Here is a 19,142-nt window from a genome sequence, read left to right as displayed (position 1 = left end):
CTCTCTCCTATCAGACCAGCGCGCGGGAGATTTCCGCAAGTTTTTTTGTCAAGTCTGCGTAGTCGCGTGTGAAGGCGTCCGATATTTTCACTAACGAACCGCCGAAGCGTTGGAAAATTCGTTCCAGCTCCTGGGCGACGGCCTTGTCCATCAGATCCATCTGCGCGTTAACGGCTTCCCCGGTTTTTTCGACTGCAGTTTGGATCTGCTTCTCCACACCATTAAGTGCGCGTCCAGTGTCTCGCTGAATTGCGACAACCATTTCCTCGGTGCAGATCTTGACCTGCTGGTGAACATTGTTGCTTGCCTCCTCCAGGCTTCGCACCATCTCACGAGCAGCGGCCTCCATTTCCTTATGCGAGATTTTTAAGTTCTCAGTCATCTCCTCGGTAGAGCTGGATACAGTGTGCGCCATATCGATCACTACTTGATTAGAGCGGGTAACGTGATTGGAGAACTCTTCGGAACGATCTGCCAGAATTACTCCCATGCCAACTGCTGCAGTGGATAGCTGCTCAGCGACGCCTTCAACTTGGCGCTGAATTTCGGGAACGGCTTCAATTGCTTTGTCACGCATATGCACAAAGGCATCCAAATGACGTTGCAGTTCCTGAATCTGATGCTGGTTGACTTGCAGCACTTCACGGAGCTCGCCCATCGCGGCAGGAATGCGCTCACAGTTTTCGCCGATTTGTTCGATGGCGGCCTTCGTCAAGTCAATTGTGTCCACGCTTCGTTCGAATTGTTGGCCCATTTCGTCGATCTGTACTGCGTATCGGGTTTGCCATTCCACAAGCTTCTTTACCGATTCATCGAGCGCCTTAAAATTCTCGCCAAATTGCTCTGTAAGGTTTTTATTGAAATCGTGTATTACTTGGCGCAATGCATCGACTACCGTCTCCGTGGCAGATTTTGATAGAAGCTCGGCGAAATTCTTTATCTCGCTAAAGAGTTGTGTTTCAAAATTTTCGCGCCGCTGGAGTTGACGGGTTGCGGCATCGTTGATATCCGTGCGGACCAGCTTCAACTGGCCGACTACTGACCCCTCCTCGGTCGCTGATAGGCTGTGGCTCACCGCCTTAAGAGCTTCGTTTTGGCGGTCGAGCGAAGCGAGAATGTGGGCGGGTGTGACTTCGTTCTGAAGGGCTCCACTTTCTCTAGCTTGGGCAAATTTCCAAGTGTCGAATGCCTTGAATAAAATCGAACAGAGCATTCCGACGAGACTAGTGATGAAGGCAGTCTTCATTCCGTCTAGCAGTTCGCGAATGCTGTGGTCGATTGCATTAACGTCGAAGTTAAGCAGGCCAATCACTATTCCTACGAATGTTCCCAGAATTCCAAGCGACGTCATGATGCCGGGAGCATGCTCGAGAAATCGCGCGTGAGAGCGCCTCCACGCAAAAAAGCATGCGGCGAGAAAGATGCTGATCGTTGCGTATACGAAAACATCAGTGGTCACGCCAGGCGTGAACATACGTAAAAGCGCCTCGATTTTTTCGCCCATGTTGAATCTCTGGTTTGTAGTTAGGAGTCGCGACGTCGGTCGCAATACGGTCCCAGGATTATCCATGAAAAATTTATTTACCTAGCCTTGCCTTTTGTATTTTGTGTAAAGTGCACAAGCCTCAACTGGGAGACTTCCGATTCTGCAACCGTAGATTGGCCCGTTTGCCGATGCGCAAGCTACGCCAACCACTCCCGAAACGCCTCCAGATCCATCCCGCTAGGCACATACCAAACCTTGCGCGTCTTGTCCCATTGCGCCCCAAGCGCCTTCACCACGTCCCGGTTTGCATACGCCACCTTCAAGTCGCGATGCCCCACCGCCTTGACGGGCGCCGCCATGTTTCGGCGTAGCGCCGTATCCGCGCGCTTCTGCGTCCCCGCCAACTGCATGCGCGCGATGAACGCACTGCGCCGCGCAGTGTCTTCCGTCGACAGCAGGGTCAGGCGCGACTTTGTCCGTGTTGCCGCCACATAGAACAAGTTCTCTTCCTCCCCCGCTTTGCGCAGCGGGTCGGGAAACGCGTCGGCGTCCATGAACGGCAGGATGACGTGTTCGAATTCCTTGCCCTTGACGTTCACGATGCAGTCCATCTGCACCGTGTTCTTACCGGGCCGTGCGCCAACAAACGCTTCGGCCGCGCCGATCCATTCTGAAAACTCACGTAGGGTCTTGCCCGACATTTTTGCCGAGGCGATGAAGCCGTTGACCGAGCGGGTGACGACGGACGCTTCATAGGGATGCACGTACAGCCGCTTGGCGACCTTGTCCATGTCCATCAGGTCGCGCACGGATTCCAGGGCTTGATAAGCGGGGCTGTCGGTGGATAGTTCGCGCAGGTGCTCGACGGCGTCCGAGATGCGGGCGCGGGCGGCGGGGCTGCCGACGCGCTGAATTTGGCCGGTAAAGAAGTGCTTTAGCGCGGACGGTTCTTTTGCAAGCGTCGTCTGGGCCTCTTGCAGTTCTTTGGGCGTCAGCGGTACTTCTGCAAAGGTGGTCAGCGCGCTCACGATGGCTTCGCGCGTGGAGGGTGCGGCTGCGTGATGGAAGTCATCAAGCGCGATGGCCAGCATGCCGCGCAGGAACAGGATCTCTTCGCGCAGCAGGTAGCTCTTCATCGTCAGCGTGCGGTAGGGCACGCCGGCGTTCATCAAGGCGTTCTCGATTTCGATGGATTGATGCGCGTCGCGCAGCAGGACGCAGCATTGGTCCAGCGGTTTGCGGTCCTGCTTCCATTGCAGGATCGCCTTGACGACCTGCGCGCCGCAGTCGCCCGGCGTGTCGGCGTAGGTGGCTTCGTGGATCTCGGTGCGCAGCGGCAGGTTGGAATCCACCGGCTTTTGCTTGAAAGCTTCCATCGCGTAGGCCAGATGCGGACCGTGGCGGTAGGTCATCGTCAGCGGGAAGTTCGCGCAATCGGGGAAGCTGGCGCGGATGCGGGTTTGCAGGAAAGATTCGTCGGCGCCCAGGTGGGAATAGATCACTTGGTCTTTGTCGCCCACGCCCACGAAGTAGGTGACGTCCACGTTCAACAGCGCTTCGATGATGCAGAAGGATGCTTCGTTGATGTCGTGCAATTCGTCGACGAGAACCAGCTTGTAGGGGGCCAGCACGTCGCGCGGGTCAGACGCGGATCGCAACAGGCGCGCCAAGTCATAGGTGGCGTCGAAAAAGCCCCGGGCGTCCACGTAGCCGAACACGTCGACGCGCTGCTTTTCGTATTCAACGGCCCAAAGATAGTCGGTGATGGTCACGCCCGCGCTTTCCGCAATGAACAGCGCATCGGCCCCGTCATCCGGCGCGATCCGCATCGTGGCTTTGAGCTTCAGCAGGTTGTCCAGGAACTGGCTGACGGCGGTGTTGTGGGTGCGGATGTCCAGCAGGTCGGCGTATTGCGGGTTATTCGCCGCTACGTTTTCCAGCGCAAACAGCGCGTAGCTTTGTTGTTCGCGCGTGGACGGCAGGGGCTCGGGCTTGCCGTCTTCAACCTTGGCCAATACCCGCTGCGCATACTCTTCAACGGTCAGCACGTTGACGCGCCGCGCGGTGTTGTAGGCGATGCCCACGTCCACCAAGCGCGTTTGCAGCACCTGGCGGGCTTCGTCGGTGAAGGTCAGCGCCAGGATGTCTTCGGGCGGCAGGCCGCGCGTCAGCGCTTCGCCGATGCGCAGGGCCAGCGTGGTGGTCTTGGCGGCGCCCGCGTTGGCGATGACTAGGCTGGTCCGGCTCCGCGAGGTCTGGATCCGGCTCTGTTCTTCAGTGGGAACGAAGCCGGCGGGGAAGAACTGGGGGGCAGGGGAGTTTGTGGTCATCTAGGCGGAAAAGGCGCGAGCAGGAATGTCGCAGGGGCAGACGCCAGTGTAACGATTCCATCAGCCGGCCCTGTCCAATGAAAACGGCCGGCCGGCGCATGAAGCGCCCGCCGGCCGTTCAGGCCGAAAAAGGGGAGCAAGCCCGGCGTCAAGCGTGGGGTCGAACCCGGAAACCGGTCCAAGTCCGGCCTGGATCAGGCCCGGGTTGAGCCCAGACTACAGCCCAGAATGAGCCTCGATCAAGCCCATATCAAGCCGAGGCTCCACCCCCGCCTGAAACCCGCTCAGCGCACCGGCCACCCGTACATCAGGCCGCCGTCACGGTAAGACGCGTTCAGGCCGCGCGACAGTTTCAGCGGGCTGCTGGGGCCCAGGTTCTTTTCGAAGCTTTCGCCGTAGTTGCCGATGTGCTTGATGATGTTGTAAGCCCACTTGTCGTCCACGCCCAGGTTCTTGCCCATGCCTGGCGTCACGCCCAGCAGGCGTTGCACGTTGGGGTTGGTGCTTTTCAGCATCTCGTCCACGTTCTTGGACGTGACGCCGTATTCCTCGGCTTCCAGCATGGCGAACATGGTCCAGCGCACGACGTTGAACCACTGCTCGTCGCCCTGGCGCACCATGGGGCCCAGCGGTTCCTTCGAGAAGTTCTCGGGCAGGATGTCGTATTGGCCGGGGTTTTCCAGGTTGCTGCGCGCCGCGGCCAGTTGCGACTTGTCGCCGGTGAACGCGTCGCAGCGGCCCACCGCGAAGGCGCGGATGATCTCGTCCAGGCGTTCCACCACCACCGGTTTAAACGCGATGTTGTGCGAACGGAACCAGTCCGCCAGGTTTAGTTCGGTGGTCGTGCCCGGTTGCACGCACACGGTGGCGCCGTCCAGTTCCTTGGCGCTTTTCACGTTCAGGGACTTGTTCACCATGATGCCCTGGCTGTCGTAGTAGTTCACGCCCACGCCGATCAACCCCAACGTGGTGTCACGCGTGAGTGATAGCGTGGTGTTGCGCGGCAGGACGTCGACTTCGCCGGATTGCAGCGCGGTAAAACGCTGCACGGCGCTGACGGCCATGATCTTGGATTTGGCGGGGTCGCCAAACATGGTGATGGCCAGCGCGCGGCACAGGTCCACGTCCAGGCCGACCCAGCCGCCCTTGCTGTCATTGACCGAAAAGCCGGCCACGCCGGTCGAGACGCCGCATTGGACAAAGCCCTTGTTCTTGACGCTGTCGAAAGTCACGCCCGCCGTGGCGGCCCAGGACGAAAGAAATAAGGCGGTGCCTGCCGCAACGTGTTTGAGTGCTTTCATGGTGTCTCCGCGCGCTGGGCGCATTGGTATTCTGTCGGCCGTGGGCCGAGGTGCGCGGAATGGTAGCCACGCCGCCTGGGCGGGAATATCAGGGAATTCCCGTTAAATCCACTGGGCGGAATTTACGGGGATAATTCTTGCCGGGCCGACACAGGGGCGATAAATGAATCAGAAAGATCCACCCGAACATGCCGACGACAGCGGCCACGCGCGGCGCCGCCCGGGGCGTGGTTTCGTCAAGCAGCAGGTGCAGGGCACGTGGCGTGAACTGATCCGCGTCAATACCAGCGACCGGCGTTGGGAAATGCCGCTGGCCGCCGCGCTGTCTTCCGGCTTGCCATTAATGGTGGGCGCGTATTTTGGCCGCATGGACTATGGCCTGATGTCCAGTTTGGGCGGCATGGTGTTTCTAAGCCTGACCAATACTTCACTTGCCCAACGCATGATGATGCTGCTGGCGGCCGCGTTCGGCATGGTCGCCTGCTACGCCATCGGCGCGCTGACGCAGTTCTGGCCCACGGCGATGATTGCCGCACTGACCGTTATTGCCATCCTGGTGAACATGGTGTGCCGCTGCTATCGGCTGGGGCCGCCGGGCAGCCTGTTCTTCATTATGGCCACCGCGATTGCCGCGTATACGCCTGGCCATATTGAAGATGTGCCGATGCGCGTTGGCATGGTGGCGCTGGGTTGCCTGGTGGCCTGCCTGGTGGCGTTTGCGTATTCCCTGCACATGACGCGCGTGGCGCCGCCGCCGCCCGAAGCCGCGCCGCCCAAACCGACCTTTGATTTTGTGGTGTACGACTCGGTCATCATCGGCCTGTTCGTGGGCATTTCCTTGTTGGTGGCCGAATTACTGCAACTGCCGCGCCCGTATTGGGTGCCGGTCAGTTGCCTGGCGATTATCCAGGGCGCAAGCCTGTGGGCGGCCTGGAACCGCCAGCTGCATCGGATATTGGGAACGGCGCTGGGTTTGTGCGTGGCGTGGGCGTTGCTAAGCCTGCCGTTGAATGTCTGGACGCTTAGCCTGGTGATGATGGCGCTGTCGTTCGGTATTGAAACGCTGGTGGTCCGCCACTATGCCAGCGCGGTGGCGCTGATTACGCCGCTGACCATATTCCTGGCCGAAGCGCCCCATCTAGGCCAGGGCTATCCGGCCGACGTCATTGAAGCGCGGTTTGTGGATACGGTCATCGGCGCGTTCATCGGGGTGCTGGGCGCGGTGCTGCTGCATAACCAACGCATACGGCCGCAATTAAGCCGGTGGATGCGCGCGGTGCTGCCGAATCGGGTGAGTTGATTACGTGGGCAGGGGGGGGCGGATGCCGGCTCTTGCCCATATTCCCTTTTTTTGTCGTTATCCGCCCGTGGGCGCCAGACCCGCCGCGCAATAGGGGCAATCGGCATCCGGCCGGGGGGTTTGCGCCGGCGCGCCCGCTACGGCCGCGCCATGCAAACATTCATGCGACAGCCACTGGCTCAGGCGGTCATAGCTTTCCATATTGCTGCGCCAGTTCGGCGCGCACAGGTAATAACCAAGCGGGCTTTCAAACGCGCGGTCGAACACGTCCACCAGCTGCCCCGTCGCCAGTTCCTTTTCGATCAGGCAATGCGGCATCAAGGCCACGCCGAAGCCGGATGAGGCCGCCTGGATAATCATTGAAAACAGATTGAACCCCGGGCCGAAACGCGCGCGATCATAATCGCCGATATACGTGGAAAACCAGTATTCCCACGACAGCGGAATCTCGATGTGCTGTAGCAGCGTGCACTGCTTGATGTCTTCCAGGCTGTTGATGGGGTGCTGTTCCAGATAATCGGGCGAGCACACCAGGCGGGTTTCGCGCCCGGTCAGGTACTTGGCGTCGCCATCGTGCCAATCCCCATAGCCATACTGGATGGATGCATCGAAATCCAGTTCGGTGCTTTTGTAATCCGCCACGCTGTAGCGCACGAAGTTGACCGAGATATCCGGGTTGAAGGCGCGAAACGTCTTCAAGCGGGGAAACAACCATTGCGCGGCGAAGGTGGGCGCGGCCGATACGTTCAACGACTTGGCCGACTGTTGCGTGGCCATGACCTGCGATGTGGCGCTTTCCAGCGTGTGCAGGGCCGGCCGGATCAGGCTCAGGTAGGTCGCGCCCATGCGGGTCAGCTGCAAGCCATTGGTGGCGCGAATGAACAGTGTGTGGCCCAGATAGCTTTCCAGCGTGGCGATATGCCGGCTAATCGCGCTTTGCGTCACGAACAGTTCCTTGCCCGCCTTGGAGAACGACAAGTGACGCGCCGCCGCGGTGAACGCGTTCAACTCTGAGAGGGTGGGGCAGCGACGTCTCATGATGGTGTGCGCAATCCGGCTATGAATCGCGGATAAGAAATGTGGCTCAAAACTGGCGCGGGAGTGCTTCCCAAAGAGGGGTATGAGTAAAGCTCATAAGGCTGTTCTATTTTGTGTCGAACGCCTAAGGGGAGACCCGGTATCGGACGTTTGGATTGTACCGGTAGAGTTCGCCATGCTGAATTTCCTGCATGTTGAACAGATAGCGTGATTTATTTATGAAGCCGGTTGTCGTTAAGAATTGCAAGATCTTGAATACCCGATCGATGGTCCTCGAAGACGCGGCCAACGTATTGATCGAAGACGGAATGATCTCCCGCATCAGCGCCGACGCGCTGACGGCGCCCGACGCCGAGGTGGTTGACGCCAAGGGCATGACCTTGATGCCGGGCATGATCGACTGCCACGTGCACGTGGTGGCCTCGTCGTTCAACCTGGGCCGCGTGGCCGCCTTGCCCAACGCGCTGGCACTGCTGCGCGCCTTGCCCATCATGCAAGGCATGCTGGACCGGGGCTTTACCTCGGTGCGCGATGCCGGCGGCGCGGATTGGGCCTTGGCGCAAGCCGTGCTGGACGGCGTGGTCGATGGCCCGCGCCTGTTCTGCTCGGGCAAAGCCCTGTCGCAGACGGGCGGCCATGGCGACTTCCGGCCGCGCAACGACGAACTGGACCCGTGCCCGTGCTCGGTCAAGATCGGCAACATCGGCCGCGTGGTCGACGGGGTGGACAACTGCCGCCTGGCGGTGCGTGAGGAAATCCTGAAAGGCGCCACGCAAATCAAGGTCATGGCCTCGGGCGGTGTGGCGTCGCCGAACGACCCGATCCAGAACCTGGGGTTTTCTGAATCAGAACTGATCGCCATCGTTGAAGAAGCCAGCAACGCCAACACCTATGTGATGGCCCACGCTTACACGCCGCGCGCCATCACGCGTGCCGTGCGCTGCGGCGTGCGCACCATCGAACACGGCAACCTGGTGGACCGCGAGGCGGCCGAGGTGATGAAAGAACATGGCGCCTATATGGTGCCCACGCTGATCACCTACGAAGGCCTGGCCAACGACGGCGAGCGCTATGGCCTGCCGGCGGACTCGGTCAAGAAAATCGCCACCGTGCGCACCCAGGGCCTGAAGGCGCTGGAAATCCTGGACGAAGTCGGCGTGAAGATGGGCTACGGCAGCGACCTGCTGGGCGAAACCCACTACATGCAAGCCGACGAACTGCCCTTGCGCGCGCGCGTGCTGGGCAACGCCAAGGTGATCCAGCAAGCGACGTTGATCGGCGCCGAGATCTTGAACCAGGAAGGCTTGCTGGGTGAAGTCCGCGAAGGCGCGCATGCCGACCTGTTGCTGGTCGACGGCAACCCGCTGGACGACATCGCCCTGCTGACGCAGCCCGATTCCATCAAGCTCATCATGAACCGCGGCTTGCTGCACAAGAACGCCTGCTGACGTTCTTTCACCCTTACTTCCGGAAATCTTCACCATGTATTCCGTATCGGACCGCCTGGAACGGCTACCGTTTTCCAGCTTCCATTTCAGGTTGCTGATGATCGGCGGCCTGGGGCTTGCGTTTGAAGCACTGGACGCCGGCATCATTGCCTTCATCATCCCCTCGCTGCGCACGCAGTGGGGCTTATCCACCGGCCAGATCGGCTGGATCGCCAGCAGCACGTACGTCGGCTTTCTGGTGGGCGCGCTGTTCTCCGGCATCCTGGGCGACCGCTACGGCCGCAAGAAGATCATGATGTGGGCCTTGCTGCTGTTCTGCGTGGCCACGTTCATCAACGCGTTTGCGCGCAACTATCACGAGTTCTACATCCTGCGCATGATTGCCGGCATCGGCATGGGCGCGGAAGGCGCCATCATCGCGCCGTATCTGGCGGAATTTGTCAGCAGCAAATACCGTGGACGCTTCACGGGCGCGCTGGCGGGTTTCTTCTCGTTCGGCTTCGTGCTGTCGGCATTGCTGGGCTATTTCATCGTGCCGATGAGCGACGACGGTTGGCGCTGGATCATGGTGATTGCTTCCGTGCCGGTAGTGTTTTTGCTGTGGTGGCGCAAGTCGCTGTTCGAATCGCCGCGCTGGCTTGAACACACCGGCCAGACCGCCGAAGCCGACCGCATCTGCTCGGCCATCGAAGCCGAAGTGCAGCAAAAGCTGGGCCGTCCGCTGCCCACGCCCGTTGCGACGCGCCGCGCCGCCACCGCCGCCGAAAATCCGCAAAGCGCGATGGACAAACTGACGTCCCTGTTCTCGAAAACCTACCTGGGCACGACGGTGCTGGTGTGGGTGTTCTGGATCACGGTGCTGTTCTGCTACTACGCCTTCCTGGTGTGGATTCCCAGCTTGCTGGTCGAGCGCGGTTTCACCATCACCAAGAGCTTTTCGTACACCATCCTGATCTATCTGTCGCAGATTCCCGGCTATTTTTCCGCCGCGTATTTCAACGACAAGATCGGCCGCAAGTACACGATTCTGGCGTACATGCTGCTGTCGTGCCTGTCGGCGCTGGGCCTGGCTTTGGCCAGTGGTGAACAGCAGATCATCATGTTGAGCATGTTGCTGTCGTTCGGCATGAATGGCGTGATTGCCGGTCAGTACACCTACACCGCCGAGATCTATCCGACGTCGATCCGGGCAACCGGCATGGGCGCGGCATCGGCCTTTGCGCGCATCGGCTCGATTGCATCGCCCACCATCGTCGGCGTGGCGTATCCCGTACTGGGCTTTGCCGGCGTGTTCGCCATGATGACGGCGATCTTGCTGGTGGGCGGGCTGGGCATCCTGTTCTTTGGCAAGAACACGCGTGGCGTGGTGCTGGAGGCGATTCACTGATGACGCAGACATCAACCTTGGCGCCGTGGGCGGCGCATGCGCGGGCACTGGCTCAGGCAGAAAACCGCGCGGCGCAGTGGCAAGTGGTGTCGGCCTTGCTGGCAGAGGCCTTCGGGCATCAGCTGTTCACCGCGCTGCTGTATCTGCCAGAGCACCGCCTGATGAAGCGCTTGTACACGTCGGATGAAAGCATCAGCCCGCTGGGCGGTTTCAAGGCCACGGGCAACGGGCCGTGGTCGCGTCATGTGCTGGAGCAAGGCCTGCTGTATGTGGCCAGCGATGAAGACGACGTGCGGTCGGTGTTTTCCGAAGCGCCGATGCTGATCGAGCGCGGCCTGCAATCCGCGTTCAATATTCCGGTGCGCTACCAGGGCCGGGTGATTGGGTCGCTGAACCTGCTGGCCGGTCGCAAGGCCTACGATCTTGCCGACCGGGATCTGGCGGCGGTGATCGCGGGCATGTGCGCGCCGGTCTTCATTGAGGAAATGCAGGCTGCGCAAGCGGCGGCGGCGGCGGTTGATCGATCGGGGCTGGACAGCGTGTGAGCGCGGCGGCGGCAAGGAAGCTCACTCCGTTCTTTGCCGCCACCACTTCCGCCATGATCGACAACGCGATCTCGGCGGGAGTCTTGCTGCCGATGAATACGCCGGCCGGGCCGCGCAGCTTGTGCAGGTCGGCGTCGGTCAGATCAAAGTACTCGCGCAGCCGCGCGCGGCGCTGCTCGCTGTTCTTGCGCGAGCCGATGGCGCCGACATAGAAAGCGTTGGATTGCAGCGCATCGATCAGCGCCAGGTCATCCAGCTTGGGGTCATGCGTCAAGGCGACCACGGCGGTTCGTGCGTCGGGCTGCACGCGCAGAATGACGTCGTCCGGCATCTCGCGCGTGAAAGTTATGCCGTCCTGCGCCCAATCGCCCTGATGCGATTCACGCGGGTCGCAGACGATGATTTCAAAGCCCAAGGTCAGCGCGATCTGGCAGAGATATCGGCTGGTGTCACCCGCGCCAATCACGATGAGGCGCGCGGCGGGACCAAAGCCCACCGTCAACGTCGCGTCAGTCAATTGCGGCGCGATGTCGGGCTGTGCGCCCTGCAATCGCGTGTGCCCGGATGACAGATCGACGGTACGCGTGACGCAGCGCCGCTCCACGCAGGCTTGCAGCAGTTCTGGCAGCAGGCTGTGCGCGCCGATGCGTTCCATCAACAATTGCACCGTGCCGCCGCAAGGGATGCCGAAGCGGCGTGCATCGTCCGCCAGCACGCCGTAGCGCATCAGCACCGGCAAGTGCGCGTCATCGCCCAGGGCGCGAACGCGATCGGCCAAGTCGTCTTCAATGCAGCCACCAGACACCGACCCCACCACCGCGCCTTGCGCGTTCATCGCCATGATCGACCCGGCGGGCCGGGGCGACGACCCCCACGTACGGACCACGGTGAACAGCCAGGCCGGGATGCCGGCTTGTTGCCAGGCCAAGGCTTGGCGTAATACCAGGATGTTGATGTCCGTCATGGGGCTGATGCTTGCGTGGCGTTGATGTGTTGTTGTGTGGCGTTGTCGCGTGGGTCAGGCCGCCAACACCGCCAGCACGGCGTCGGGCGTGAATGGCGCTTCGTAAAAGCGCGTTCCGGTGGCGTCGAACAAGGCGTTGGCAATGGCGGCGGGGCCGGGTACGGATGCGGATTCGCCCGCGCCCATCGGCGGTTCGTCCTGGCGCGGCATCAGCAAGACGTCAATGGCGGGTACGTCCTTGAAGCCGATGATGGGGTAGCCACCCCATTCGCGGCTGGCTACTCCGGCGTCGTCAAACGACACCTTTTCAATCAGACAGCGGCTAAGCGTCTGGATCACGTTGCCATGGACTTGATGGCGCACGCCGGCCGGGTTGACGATCATGCCCGTGTCCTGGCCGACGACAATGCGCTCGACGCGCACGCGCCCTGTGCCCGGGTCCACGCACAGGTCGATGACCCAGGCCGCCCACGCGGCGCCGAAGCCGGGGAACTTGCTGTGCACATAGCGCGCATAGGCAATGCCCCGCCCGCGCAGTAAGCCGTCGGCGTCCGGCTGGCCCCGGCTGCCGGCGGTGCGCGCTTGCCATCCGGCCTGCCTGGCCGTGGCATCGATCAGCGCGACGGCGCGCGCGTCGTCCAGGTTGCGCAAGCGGTATTCGACCGGGTCGGCGCCAGCGGCCTCGGCCAGCTCGTCGATCATGCAGTCATGCGCTAAGGAATTGGGCAGGGCCGATACGCCGCGCAACCAAGACGAACGCACGATCGGCGGCATGTCGTGGCAGACGACGCGCCGCGCCGCGTAGCGATAGGGCGGCGCGGCGGTGCGGTCGCCCATTTCCAGTGTGCGCGGGTCGCCCGAGACGGCGCCGGTCAACAGCAAGGCCAGCAGTGGCGCATCGTTGGAGGGGTAGCGCACGGCGAAGTCGACCGCCAGCAGATTGCCTTGCGCGTCGATGGCGGCGCCCACGTCCATCAACTGGCCGGTGCCCTTGGGCTCCCATTGGTGTTCTTGTTCACGCGTCAGCTGCACGCGCACCGGCGCGCCCACCGCCATCGACAGCAGCGCTGCGTCGGCGCAGACGTCGTCCGCGCAATTGCGCCCGTAGCACCCGGCGGCTTCCAGGCGGATCAGGTCGATCTGGCCTTCGCCCAGGTTCAGCAGCCGGTCCAGATCGGTGCGCAGCATGTGGGGGTTTTGCGTGCCCGTCCACACCGTCAATCGCCCGTCACGAAAATCCGCCACGGCGCAGGATGGGCCGATGGACGCGTGCATCTGATACGGCCAGACGTAGCGGCGGCGCAGGTGCGTGGCGGCCTGGGCGCAGGCGGCGTCCACGTCGCCGTCTTCGATCAGCGGCCGCGCGCGGGCCGGGTTGGCGTGGATGGCGGCAGCCACGTCGCTCAGGTCGGGCGCGGGGGCAATGGGCTTCCACCGGACCTTCAGGGCGCGCATGGCGGCAATGGCCTGTTCTTCGCGGTCGGCCACGACGCCGATGAAATCGCCTTGCACCACCACCTGCACATTGCCCGGCAAATGGGCCACGGAGGCGCGGTCCACATCGATCAGGCATTGGCCGATGAAGTCGCCGGCATCGCGCCCGGGGTGCGGCGGGCGCACGACGCGGCCATGCCGCATGCCCGGCACGCGCACGTCGTGCACGAAGCTCAGTTCGCCCGTGGCCTTGGCGGGGATGTCCACGCGGGCGACGCCCTGGCCGACGATGCGATATTCGCTGGCGGGTTTGAGGCGGACGGGGGCGTCGGGCGCGGCCAGCGTCAAGCGGATGTGCTGGCCGGCAAGCAGATCGCCATAGCTGAGCGCTTGCGGCAAGTGTGGCGCGGCATTGTTGTGATGCGTCGTATCGCCGTCGTCGTGCCGACCTTGGCGTGGCCGGCGATCTTGCTGGTCCCGCACCTGCACCACGCCATCACGCACGCACAGCGCGTCACGCGGCACGCCCAGCCGCTGCGCCGCCAGCATCAGCAGATGTTCGCGCGCTTGCGCGGCGGCGCGGCGCAATGGCACGGCTGAAATCTGGATGCTGGCGCTGGCGATGGTCGGCCCCTGGTTGGGCGCGGCGCTGGTGTGGCCCAGCACCATGTCCAGCCGTGACAGGGGCACGTCCAGTTCTTCGGCAACGATCTGCGCCAGCGACGTGCGGATACCGGTGCCCAGGTCCACATGCCCGTTGAATGCCAGCACGCGCCAACCGGGCGACGGCGTGTCGCCCGCGACCAGGCCGGCATCGCGCACGATGGCCACGAATATTTCGGGCGTGGGCTGGACGTATTCGGTGGCGGAGCCCGGCTGACCCGGCGCGGGTTTGGGCGGCGCGGACGGCTCGCGCACCACCAGCAAGGCGTCGGGGTGGGCAAGCAGCGCGCCAGGCAGTAGGTGGGGCTGGGGCAGGGTCATGAGGGCAGCGAAGGGGAGGGGCCGGGCCGGTTGACGATTATGTCGCGCTTAGCGCGCGGCCGGCAGTGGGGCATCCACCAACGCGCGCGTCTCGGCCAGCGCGTGGTCCAAGGGCATGACAGCCGCGTACTTCTGCGCCATGTCGAACAGGTTGGCTTCGTGCGGCCCCAGCGCGCGGTCGCCGCAGCAGTCGGACACCACCAGCGGCCGAAAGCCCGCCTGCATGGCATCCACCACGCTGGCGCGCACGCAGCCGCTGGTCACGCAGCCGGCCACCAGCAAAGTCTGCACGCCGCGCTGCGCCAACCACGGCGCCAGCATGGTGCCAAAGAATGCAGACGGCGTGCTTTTGCGCACCACGTATTCGCCGGGCGCCGGGGCAAGCTCGGGCACGATGGCGCTGTTGTGGCTATGTTCTTTCAGGGCCAACATCGCGGGCACCTTCAAGCAAAAAATGTTGCTGTCGGCATCGTCGTCCGAGAACACGATGCGGCTGTGCGCGACCGGCCAGCCGCGTTCACGCGCGTGGGCCAGCAAGTGCCGCGTCTGCGCAATGGCCGGCGCAATGTTGCCGCCGCCCAGCACGGCCGGGTCGGCAAAGCCGTTGACGAAGTCCACGATCAGCAGGCCAAAGGGCGCCTTCAGCGGCAACGGCGTGCCGAAGCCTTGCCGCGAGTAGGCCGAGATGTCACCCGCGACGGCGTCGGCGGGAATGGTTTGCTTGGAAGGTTTCATTTCTTGTCCTTGCGGCGGGCGGCGTGCGCCAGGCCGGGTTCGTCTTGCACCACGCCGCGCGTCACCATCGGCTGGCCGTCCAGCGCCACGCTGCAATGGCGCATGGGGATGTCGATATGGCAGGCGGTGGTGCGGCTGCCGCCCGCTTCATTGTTGGGGCCCATGGACCACAGGAAATTGCCCTCGAAGGCGCGCGCGTCCATGCCGATGTGCGCTTCCTTGTTGTAGTGCGCCAGCATGGACCACTGCGCGCGCGGTTGCAGGCCCCAGCCGATGTGCGACACGGCATACGCTTCCGGGTCTTCATACGCCGCCATGTATTCCTTCAGGATGTCTGCCTGAAGCCCGCCGTTGATGCGGGTGACGTAGCCGTTCTCGATGACCAGTTCAATCGGATCGGTCACGTAGTCCTTCATGGGCAAGAGGATGTCGCCACGGTCCAATACCACGCGGCCTTGGCTTTGCCCTTCGTTGGGCCACGTCAGGACGAAGCCGCTGGGCCAGTGGTCCCAGCGGCCGGGTTCGTCCACGAAACCGTATTCCGATATCGCGGGAAACTCGCCCAGTTCGCAGCGCAGGTCGGTGCCGGCGTCGGACGTGATGTGCATTTGCTTGGCGGCTTCGATGCGACGCGCGGCGGCCTGCACGCGCGTGCGGTCGGCCTCGGTGGGGACCAGGCGGCACAGCACTTCGGGCGGTTCGATGGCCAGCAGGATCTTGGTGCCCGTCTGCAAAATCTCGTGCTGCTCGGGCGAGAACAGCAGCGTCATCAGGTCCAGCACCAGGTCGCTGGCGTTCAGCGCGGCGATGGCGGCCGGGTTGCCCGTCAGCGGCGTGGCGCCCAGATACGCCAGCGCGTCGCGGCTGATGGACTTTTCCGCGTTGACGGGCGGCAGGTCCAGGCGGTTGACGCGGGCGCCCAGGTCGGTGGCGGCGGCGATCGCGCAGCGCAAGGTTTGCGGGTGCGTGTCGGCGCCGGTCAGCACGGTGACGATCTGTCCGGCTTCAAGCCGCGACAACGTCAGCACCTGCTTCCAGGCGTGGATCAAATCGATATCGCTGACGGACATGGCGGGCTCCTTGAATCAGCGGATTGGGAAAAGGGCGGATCAGTCGATCTTGCTGCCAAGAAAATCGCCGAAGGCGGCGTAGAAGCCGGCTTCGTTGTCCCACGGAATCATGTGGCCCGCGCCGGGTACGCGCACGTGCTGCGTCTGCGGCGCCAGCCCCTGCCATTCGGCCACATCGTCATCGCCGACGACGCCGCCTTTTTCGGCGGTAACGAGCAGCATCGGGATCTTGATGGCGGGCAGGTCCGCGTGGATGTCGTCACGGCCAAAGTCTTCAAAGCTCTGCACAATCGCCGGTTCAAAGCAGGTGTGCAGCCATTGCGCGCGCAGTTGGCGCTGGGCTTCGGTCCAGGTGGGGCAGAAGGCCAGCATGTCCTCGGCGCTCATGCCGTGCGTGGCCTGGCGAATGGAGTCCACGTACCACGGCAGATTGGCCGGGTACGGGCGGCGGCCCGGGCCGGATACCGGGGGGTCCACGAGGACCAGGCGAGTCAGCCCCTGGGGTTGGCTGCGCGCGGCGCGCACGGCGATGCGGCCGCCCATGGAATGGCCGACCAGCGCGTAGTGGGCCAGTTGCAGCGCCTGGGCAAACGCATTGACGTCAGCCGCTTGCGCGTCCAGGCCGTAGTCCAGCTCGGGGCCGGACGCCGACAGGCCCCGGCCACGCACGTCCAGCACATAGGTGTCGAACTGGCGACCCAGGTGTTCAGCCACAAAGCCCCAGGTGACGGCCGGACTGGTGATGCCGGGAATCAGGATGACGGCGGGGCGGCCGGCGCGTTCGCCTGTCGTGCCGCCGTAACGCAGGTAGTGCTGGCGGATGCCGTTGGCGTGGACGTTGGCGCCGTACAGAAAAGTGCTATTGGCTTGGGCTTGGGTCATTGTGCGCTCCGGGAGTAGGGGAAAGCGCCCGATAGCAGGGCGCCGGCGCCGGGTACCACTGGGTCCAGCCCCAGTTCTTTCAGGATGGCGTAGGTGGTGGCGATGGACGCCGTGAGAACGGGCTTGCCGGTTTCCGCTTCCACTTGCGAGACGGCGGGCAGCGACGGCATTTGCACGCAGGCGGACAGCACGATCACATCGGCCTCGGCCACATTCATGCCGGCGACGATGCCCGGCAGCTTGGCCGGGTCATGGCGGCCCACGTCCAGGTTGTCGGGAATTTCCAGCGCGCGCCAATCCACGATTTCAAATCCTTCGGCGGCGATGTAGTCCATGACCAGTTCGGTCAGCGGAATCATGTAGGGCGCGACCAGCGCGATTTTCTTGGCGCCCATCGCATGCAGCGCCTCGACCAGCGCGCCCGCGCTGGTGATGACGGGCGCGGAGGCGCCGTTTTCGGCGGTGCGCTCGGTCAGCCGTTTCTGAGACACGCGGTGGTAACCGCGCCCCATGGCCATGATGGCCACCAGGCAGGCGTAGCCCAGCACGTCGACGCGCGCATCGCTAAGTTCAAGCGCGCAGCGGTCGCTTTCGGCGTCCATGGCGGCCAGCTCTTCCTTCTGCACTTTCTTCATGCGCATGCGGCTGGAATGAAACGTGAAGCGATCGTTGGGGCGCAGCGACGAATGCGCCTGCAACATGGCGGGCACCTCGGTTTCCATCGTGGTGTTGGAACTGGGAACGATCTGGCCGATACGGAATGTCTTCGTCATGGAGAAGCCTTGGAAAAAAGGGCGGGCCTAGGGTTTTCGATAAATTCAAAAGAAGCGTATACGCTCTATTCTTGCAAAGAGCAGCGCAGATGACCAGCCCGCTTGTTGTAGTGGTTTTCACCTAAGTGTGCGCGGGCAATGCACTATTTTGGTGATTCCCCTTCGGGTTTACGCGCGGGTCATCTTTTTATGTATCCATAAATTAAGCGTGTACTCCATAATTTCCTGAATTGGCTTCAGCAGTCTTTCACCATCCAGCAAGGAGAAGTTCCGTGTCTACATCCCCTCGTATCGCCATCGTCGGCGCGGGCCTGGGCGGCGCCGCCACCGCCGCGCTGCTGCTCAAGCAAGGGCTTAACGTTCGCGTCTACGAGCAGGCGCCCGGCTTTTCGCGATTGGGGGCCGGTATCCACGTGGGGCCGAACGTCATGAAGATCCTGCGCCGCATCGGTATCGAAGATGCGCTGAACGCGCAGGGCTCGCACCCGGACTTCTGGTACAGCCGCCATTGGGAAACCGGCGACATCCTGGCGCAGATTCCGCTGGGCGATTACGCCGTTAAGGAATACGGCGCGTCGTACCTGACCGTGCACCGGGGCGACTTCCATGCCTTGCTGGTCGACGCCTTGCCCAAGCACGTGGTGGCGTACGACAAGAGCCTGACTCGCGTGGAAGATCGCGGCGACGTGGTGCTGATGCACTTTGCCGACGGCACCTCGGAAGAGGCGGACATCGTGATCGGCGCCGACGGGGTCAATTCCCGCATTCGCGAAGAACTGCTGGGGCCAGAGCTGCCCAAGTACGCGGGCTATCTGGCGCACCGCGCCGTGTTCCCCACGCCGCGGACCAAGCCCGGCATGCTGCCCTTCGATTCCTGCGTCAAATGGTGGAGCGATGATCGCCACATGATGGTGTACTTCGTTACCAGCAAGGCCGACGAGCTCTACTACGTGACGGGTGTGCCGGTGGAACACTGGGACTTGAACGACCGTTGGCTGCCCAGCAGCAAGGATGAAATGCGCGAAGCGTTCAGCGGCTGGCACCCTACCGTGCAGGCGCTGATCGACGCCACGGTGGACGTCACCAAGTGGTCGCTGCTGGAACGTGACCCGCTGCCGCTCTGGAGCCGTGGCCGCCTGGTGTTGCTGGGCGATGCCTGCCACCCCATGAAGCCGCACATGGCGCAAGGCGCGGCCATGGCCATTGAAGATGGCGCCATGCTGGCGCGCTGCTTCCAGGAAGTGGGCGTGCAGAACCATGAGCTGGCCTTTGCGCTGTACGAAGCCAACCGCGCCGAACGCGCGAGCAAGGTGCAACGCATTTCGCACGACAACACCTGGTTGCGCACGAATGAAGATCCGTCGTGGTGCTTTGGGTATGACGTGTTCAACGAGCCGCTGGTAGACCCCAAAACGAGAGCCGCGGCCTGAGGATCTGTCCGCCGCGCGTGCCAGGGGGCTTGCCC

Annotated in this window: 15 protein-coding genes; 5 read left to right on the top strand and 10 right to left on the bottom strand. The window is 62.9% G+C overall.

All coding sequences use genetic code 11. The features are described from left to right. Window positions 1-10: 10 nt before the first annotated feature. The 3 genes from KYT87_RS26400 to KYT87_RS26390 all read right to left on the bottom strand — a co-directional run bounded on the left by KYT87_RS26400 (window position 11) and on the right by KYT87_RS26390 (window position 5,117). Window positions 11-1,504 carry a MotA/TolQ/ExbB proton channel family protein gene (locus KYT87_RS26400; protein WP_219991245.1) on the bottom strand — a complete coding sequence of 498 codons (1,494 nt, stop codon included), beginning with the start codon at window positions 1,502-1,504 and terminating at the stop codon, window positions 11-13. A gap of 179 nt (window positions 1,505-1,683) precedes the next feature. Then, window positions 1,684-3,816: an ATP-dependent helicase gene (locus KYT87_RS26395; RefSeq protein WP_219991244.1), complete on the bottom strand. Its 2,133-nt coding sequence runs from the start codon at window positions 3,814-3,816 to the stop codon at window positions 1,684-1,686. A gap of 284 nt (window positions 3,817-4,100) precedes the next feature. After that, entirely contained in the window at window positions 4,101-5,117 is a 1,017-nt protein-coding gene (locus KYT87_RS26390; protein ID WP_219991243.1) for an amino acid ABC transporter substrate-binding protein, read from the bottom strand. A 163-nt stretch (window positions 5,118-5,280) separates the two neighbouring features. Here KYT87_RS26390 and KYT87_RS26385 point away from each other — a divergent pair, with 163 nt between their 5' ends. Further along, window positions 5,281-6,417, top strand: a complete 1,137-nt coding sequence (locus KYT87_RS26385; protein ID WP_046807241.1) for an FUSC family protein — start codon at window positions 5,281-5,283, stop codon at window positions 6,415-6,417. 57 nt (window positions 6,418-6,474) lie between these two features. Here the strand turns inward: KYT87_RS26385 and KYT87_RS26380 are convergent, their stop codons facing one another. Then, the gene (locus KYT87_RS26380; protein WP_219992789.1) at window positions 6,475-7,425 is read right to left on the bottom strand and encodes a LysR substrate-binding domain-containing protein; all 951 of its coding nucleotides are present in this window, start codon (window positions 7,423-7,425) and stop codon (window positions 6,475-6,477) included. Between the two features lie 248 nt (window positions 7,426-7,673). Here KYT87_RS26380 and KYT87_RS26375 point away from each other — a divergent pair, with 248 nt between their 5' ends. Genes KYT87_RS26375 through KYT87_RS26365 form a run of 3 tightly spaced genes read left to right on the top strand, consistent with a single transcriptional unit; the run spans window position 7,674 to window position 10,835 of the window. After that, window positions 7,674-8,903 (top strand): amidohydrolase family protein, encoded by a 1,230-nt coding sequence (locus tag KYT87_RS26375; RefSeq protein ID WP_046807243.1) that lies wholly within the window; start codon window positions 7,674-7,676, stop codon window positions 8,901-8,903. Between the two features lie 34 nt (window positions 8,904-8,937). Continuing rightward, window positions 8,938-10,290, top strand: a complete 1,353-nt coding sequence (locus KYT87_RS26370; protein WP_046807244.1) for an MFS transporter — start codon at window positions 8,938-8,940, stop codon at window positions 10,288-10,290. Further along, window positions 10,290-10,835: a GAF domain-containing protein gene (locus KYT87_RS26365; RefSeq protein ID WP_219991242.1), complete on the top strand. Its 546-nt coding sequence runs from the start codon at window positions 10,290-10,292 to the stop codon at window positions 10,833-10,835. The genes KYT87_RS26370 and KYT87_RS26365 overlap by 1 nt, the downstream gene beginning before the upstream one ends. Here the strand turns inward: KYT87_RS26365 and KYT87_RS26360 are convergent. Genes KYT87_RS26360 through KYT87_RS26335 form a run of 6 tightly spaced genes read right to left on the bottom strand, consistent with a single transcriptional unit; the run spans window position 10,765 to window position 17,677 of the window. Next, entirely contained in the window at window positions 10,765-11,799 is a 1,035-nt protein-coding gene (locus KYT87_RS26360; RefSeq protein WP_219991241.1) for an XdhC family protein, read from the bottom strand. The two genes, KYT87_RS26365 and KYT87_RS26360, sit on opposite strands and share 71 nt — an antisense overlap. A gap of 54 nt (window positions 11,800-11,853) precedes the next feature. After that, window positions 11,854-14,217 carry a molybdopterin cofactor-binding domain-containing protein gene (locus KYT87_RS26355; protein WP_219991240.1) on the bottom strand — a complete coding sequence of 788 codons (2,364 nt, stop codon included), beginning with the start codon at window positions 14,215-14,217 and terminating at the stop codon, window positions 11,854-11,856. A 48-nt stretch (window positions 14,218-14,265) separates the two neighbouring features. Next, a complete protein-coding gene (locus KYT87_RS26350) occupies window positions 14,266-14,952 on the bottom strand; it encodes an isochorismatase family protein (RefSeq protein WP_219991239.1) in 687 nt (228 codons plus the stop codon). Beyond that, complete coding sequence (locus KYT87_RS26345; RefSeq protein ID WP_219991238.1) at window positions 14,949-16,022, bottom strand: 2,5-dihydroxypyridine 5,6-dioxygenase; 1,074 nt, start codon at window positions 16,020-16,022, stop codon at window positions 14,949-14,951. The genes KYT87_RS26350 and KYT87_RS26345 overlap by 4 nt, the downstream gene beginning before the upstream one ends. A gap of 39 nt (window positions 16,023-16,061) precedes the next feature. Further along, window positions 16,062-16,904 carry an alpha/beta fold hydrolase gene (locus tag KYT87_RS26340; protein ID WP_219991237.1) on the bottom strand — a complete coding sequence of 281 codons (843 nt, stop codon included), beginning with the start codon at window positions 16,902-16,904 and terminating at the stop codon, window positions 16,062-16,064. Further along, on the bottom strand, window positions 16,901-17,677 hold the full coding sequence (locus tag KYT87_RS26335) for an Asp/Glu racemase (protein ID WP_304505144.1): 777 nt from the start codon (window positions 17,675-17,677) through the stop codon (window positions 16,901-16,903). Before KYT87_RS26335 ends, KYT87_RS26340 begins: the two co-directional genes overlap by 4 nt. Before the next feature lie 272 nt (window positions 17,678-17,949). On the opposite strand from KYT87_RS26335, the gene KYT87_RS26330 reads away from it, so the two are divergent. Continuing rightward, a complete protein-coding gene (locus KYT87_RS26330) occupies window positions 17,950-19,107 on the top strand; it encodes an FAD-dependent monooxygenase (RefSeq protein ID WP_046807251.1) in 1,158 nt (385 codons plus the stop codon). Window positions 19,108-19,142: the final 35 nt, after the last annotated feature.

It is taken from the genome of Achromobacter sp. ES-001 (genome assembly GCF_019448355.1).
In the GTDB taxonomy this organism is placed as follows: domain Bacteria; phylum Pseudomonadota; class Gammaproteobacteria; order Burkholderiales; family Burkholderiaceae_B; genus Achromobacter; species Achromobacter spanius_B.
This window is presented reverse-complemented; position numbering and strand designations above follow the sequence as displayed.

Bases quoted from the DNA above. Each gene is read 5' to 3' on its own strand.
- KYT87_RS26360 (WP_219991241.1), bottom strand. From the start codon at position 11,799: ATGACGGACATCAACATCCTGGTATTACGCCAAGCCTTGGCCTGGCAA.
- KYT87_RS26395 (WP_219991244.1), bottom strand. From the start codon at position 3,816: ATGACCACAAACTCCCCTGCCCCCCAGTTCTTCCCCGCCGGCTTCGTT.
- KYT87_RS26375 (WP_046807243.1), top strand. From the start codon at position 7,674: ATGAAGCCGGTTGTCGTTAAGAATTGCAAGATCTTGAATACCCGATCG.
- KYT87_RS26350 (WP_219991239.1), bottom strand. From the start codon at position 14,952: ATGAAACCTTCCAAGCAAACCATTCCCGCCGACGCCGTCGCGGGTGAC.
- KYT87_RS26365 (WP_219991242.1), top strand. From the start codon at position 10,290: ATGACGCAGACATCAACCTTGGCGCCGTGGGCGGCGCATGCGCGGGCA.
- KYT87_RS26400 (WP_219991245.1), bottom strand. From the start codon at position 1,504: ATGGGCGAAAAAATCGAGGCGCTTTTACGTATGTTCACGCCTGGCGTG.
- KYT87_RS26370 (WP_046807244.1), top strand. From the start codon at position 8,938: ATGTATTCCGTATCGGACCGCCTGGAACGGCTACCGTTTTCCAGCTTC.
- KYT87_RS26385 (WP_046807241.1), top strand. From the start codon at position 5,281: ATGAATCAGAAAGATCCACCCGAACATGCCGACGACAGCGGCCACGCG.
- KYT87_RS26340 (WP_219991237.1), bottom strand. From the start codon at position 16,904: ATGACCCAAGCCCAAGCCAATAGCACTTTTCTGTACGGCGCCAACGTC.
- KYT87_RS26335 (WP_304505144.1), bottom strand. From the start codon at position 17,677: ATGACGAAGACATTCCGTATCGGCCAGATCGTTCCCAGTTCCAACACC.
- KYT87_RS26345 (WP_219991238.1), bottom strand. From the start codon at position 16,022: ATGTCCGTCAGCGATATCGATTTGATCCACGCCTGGAAGCAGGTGCTG.
- KYT87_RS26390 (WP_219991243.1), bottom strand. From the start codon at position 5,117: ATGAAAGCACTCAAACACGTTGCGGCAGGCACCGCCTTATTTCTTTCG.
- KYT87_RS26355 (WP_219991240.1), bottom strand. From the start codon at position 14,217: ATGACCCTGCCCCAGCCCCACCTACTGCCTGGCGCGCTGCTTGCCCAC.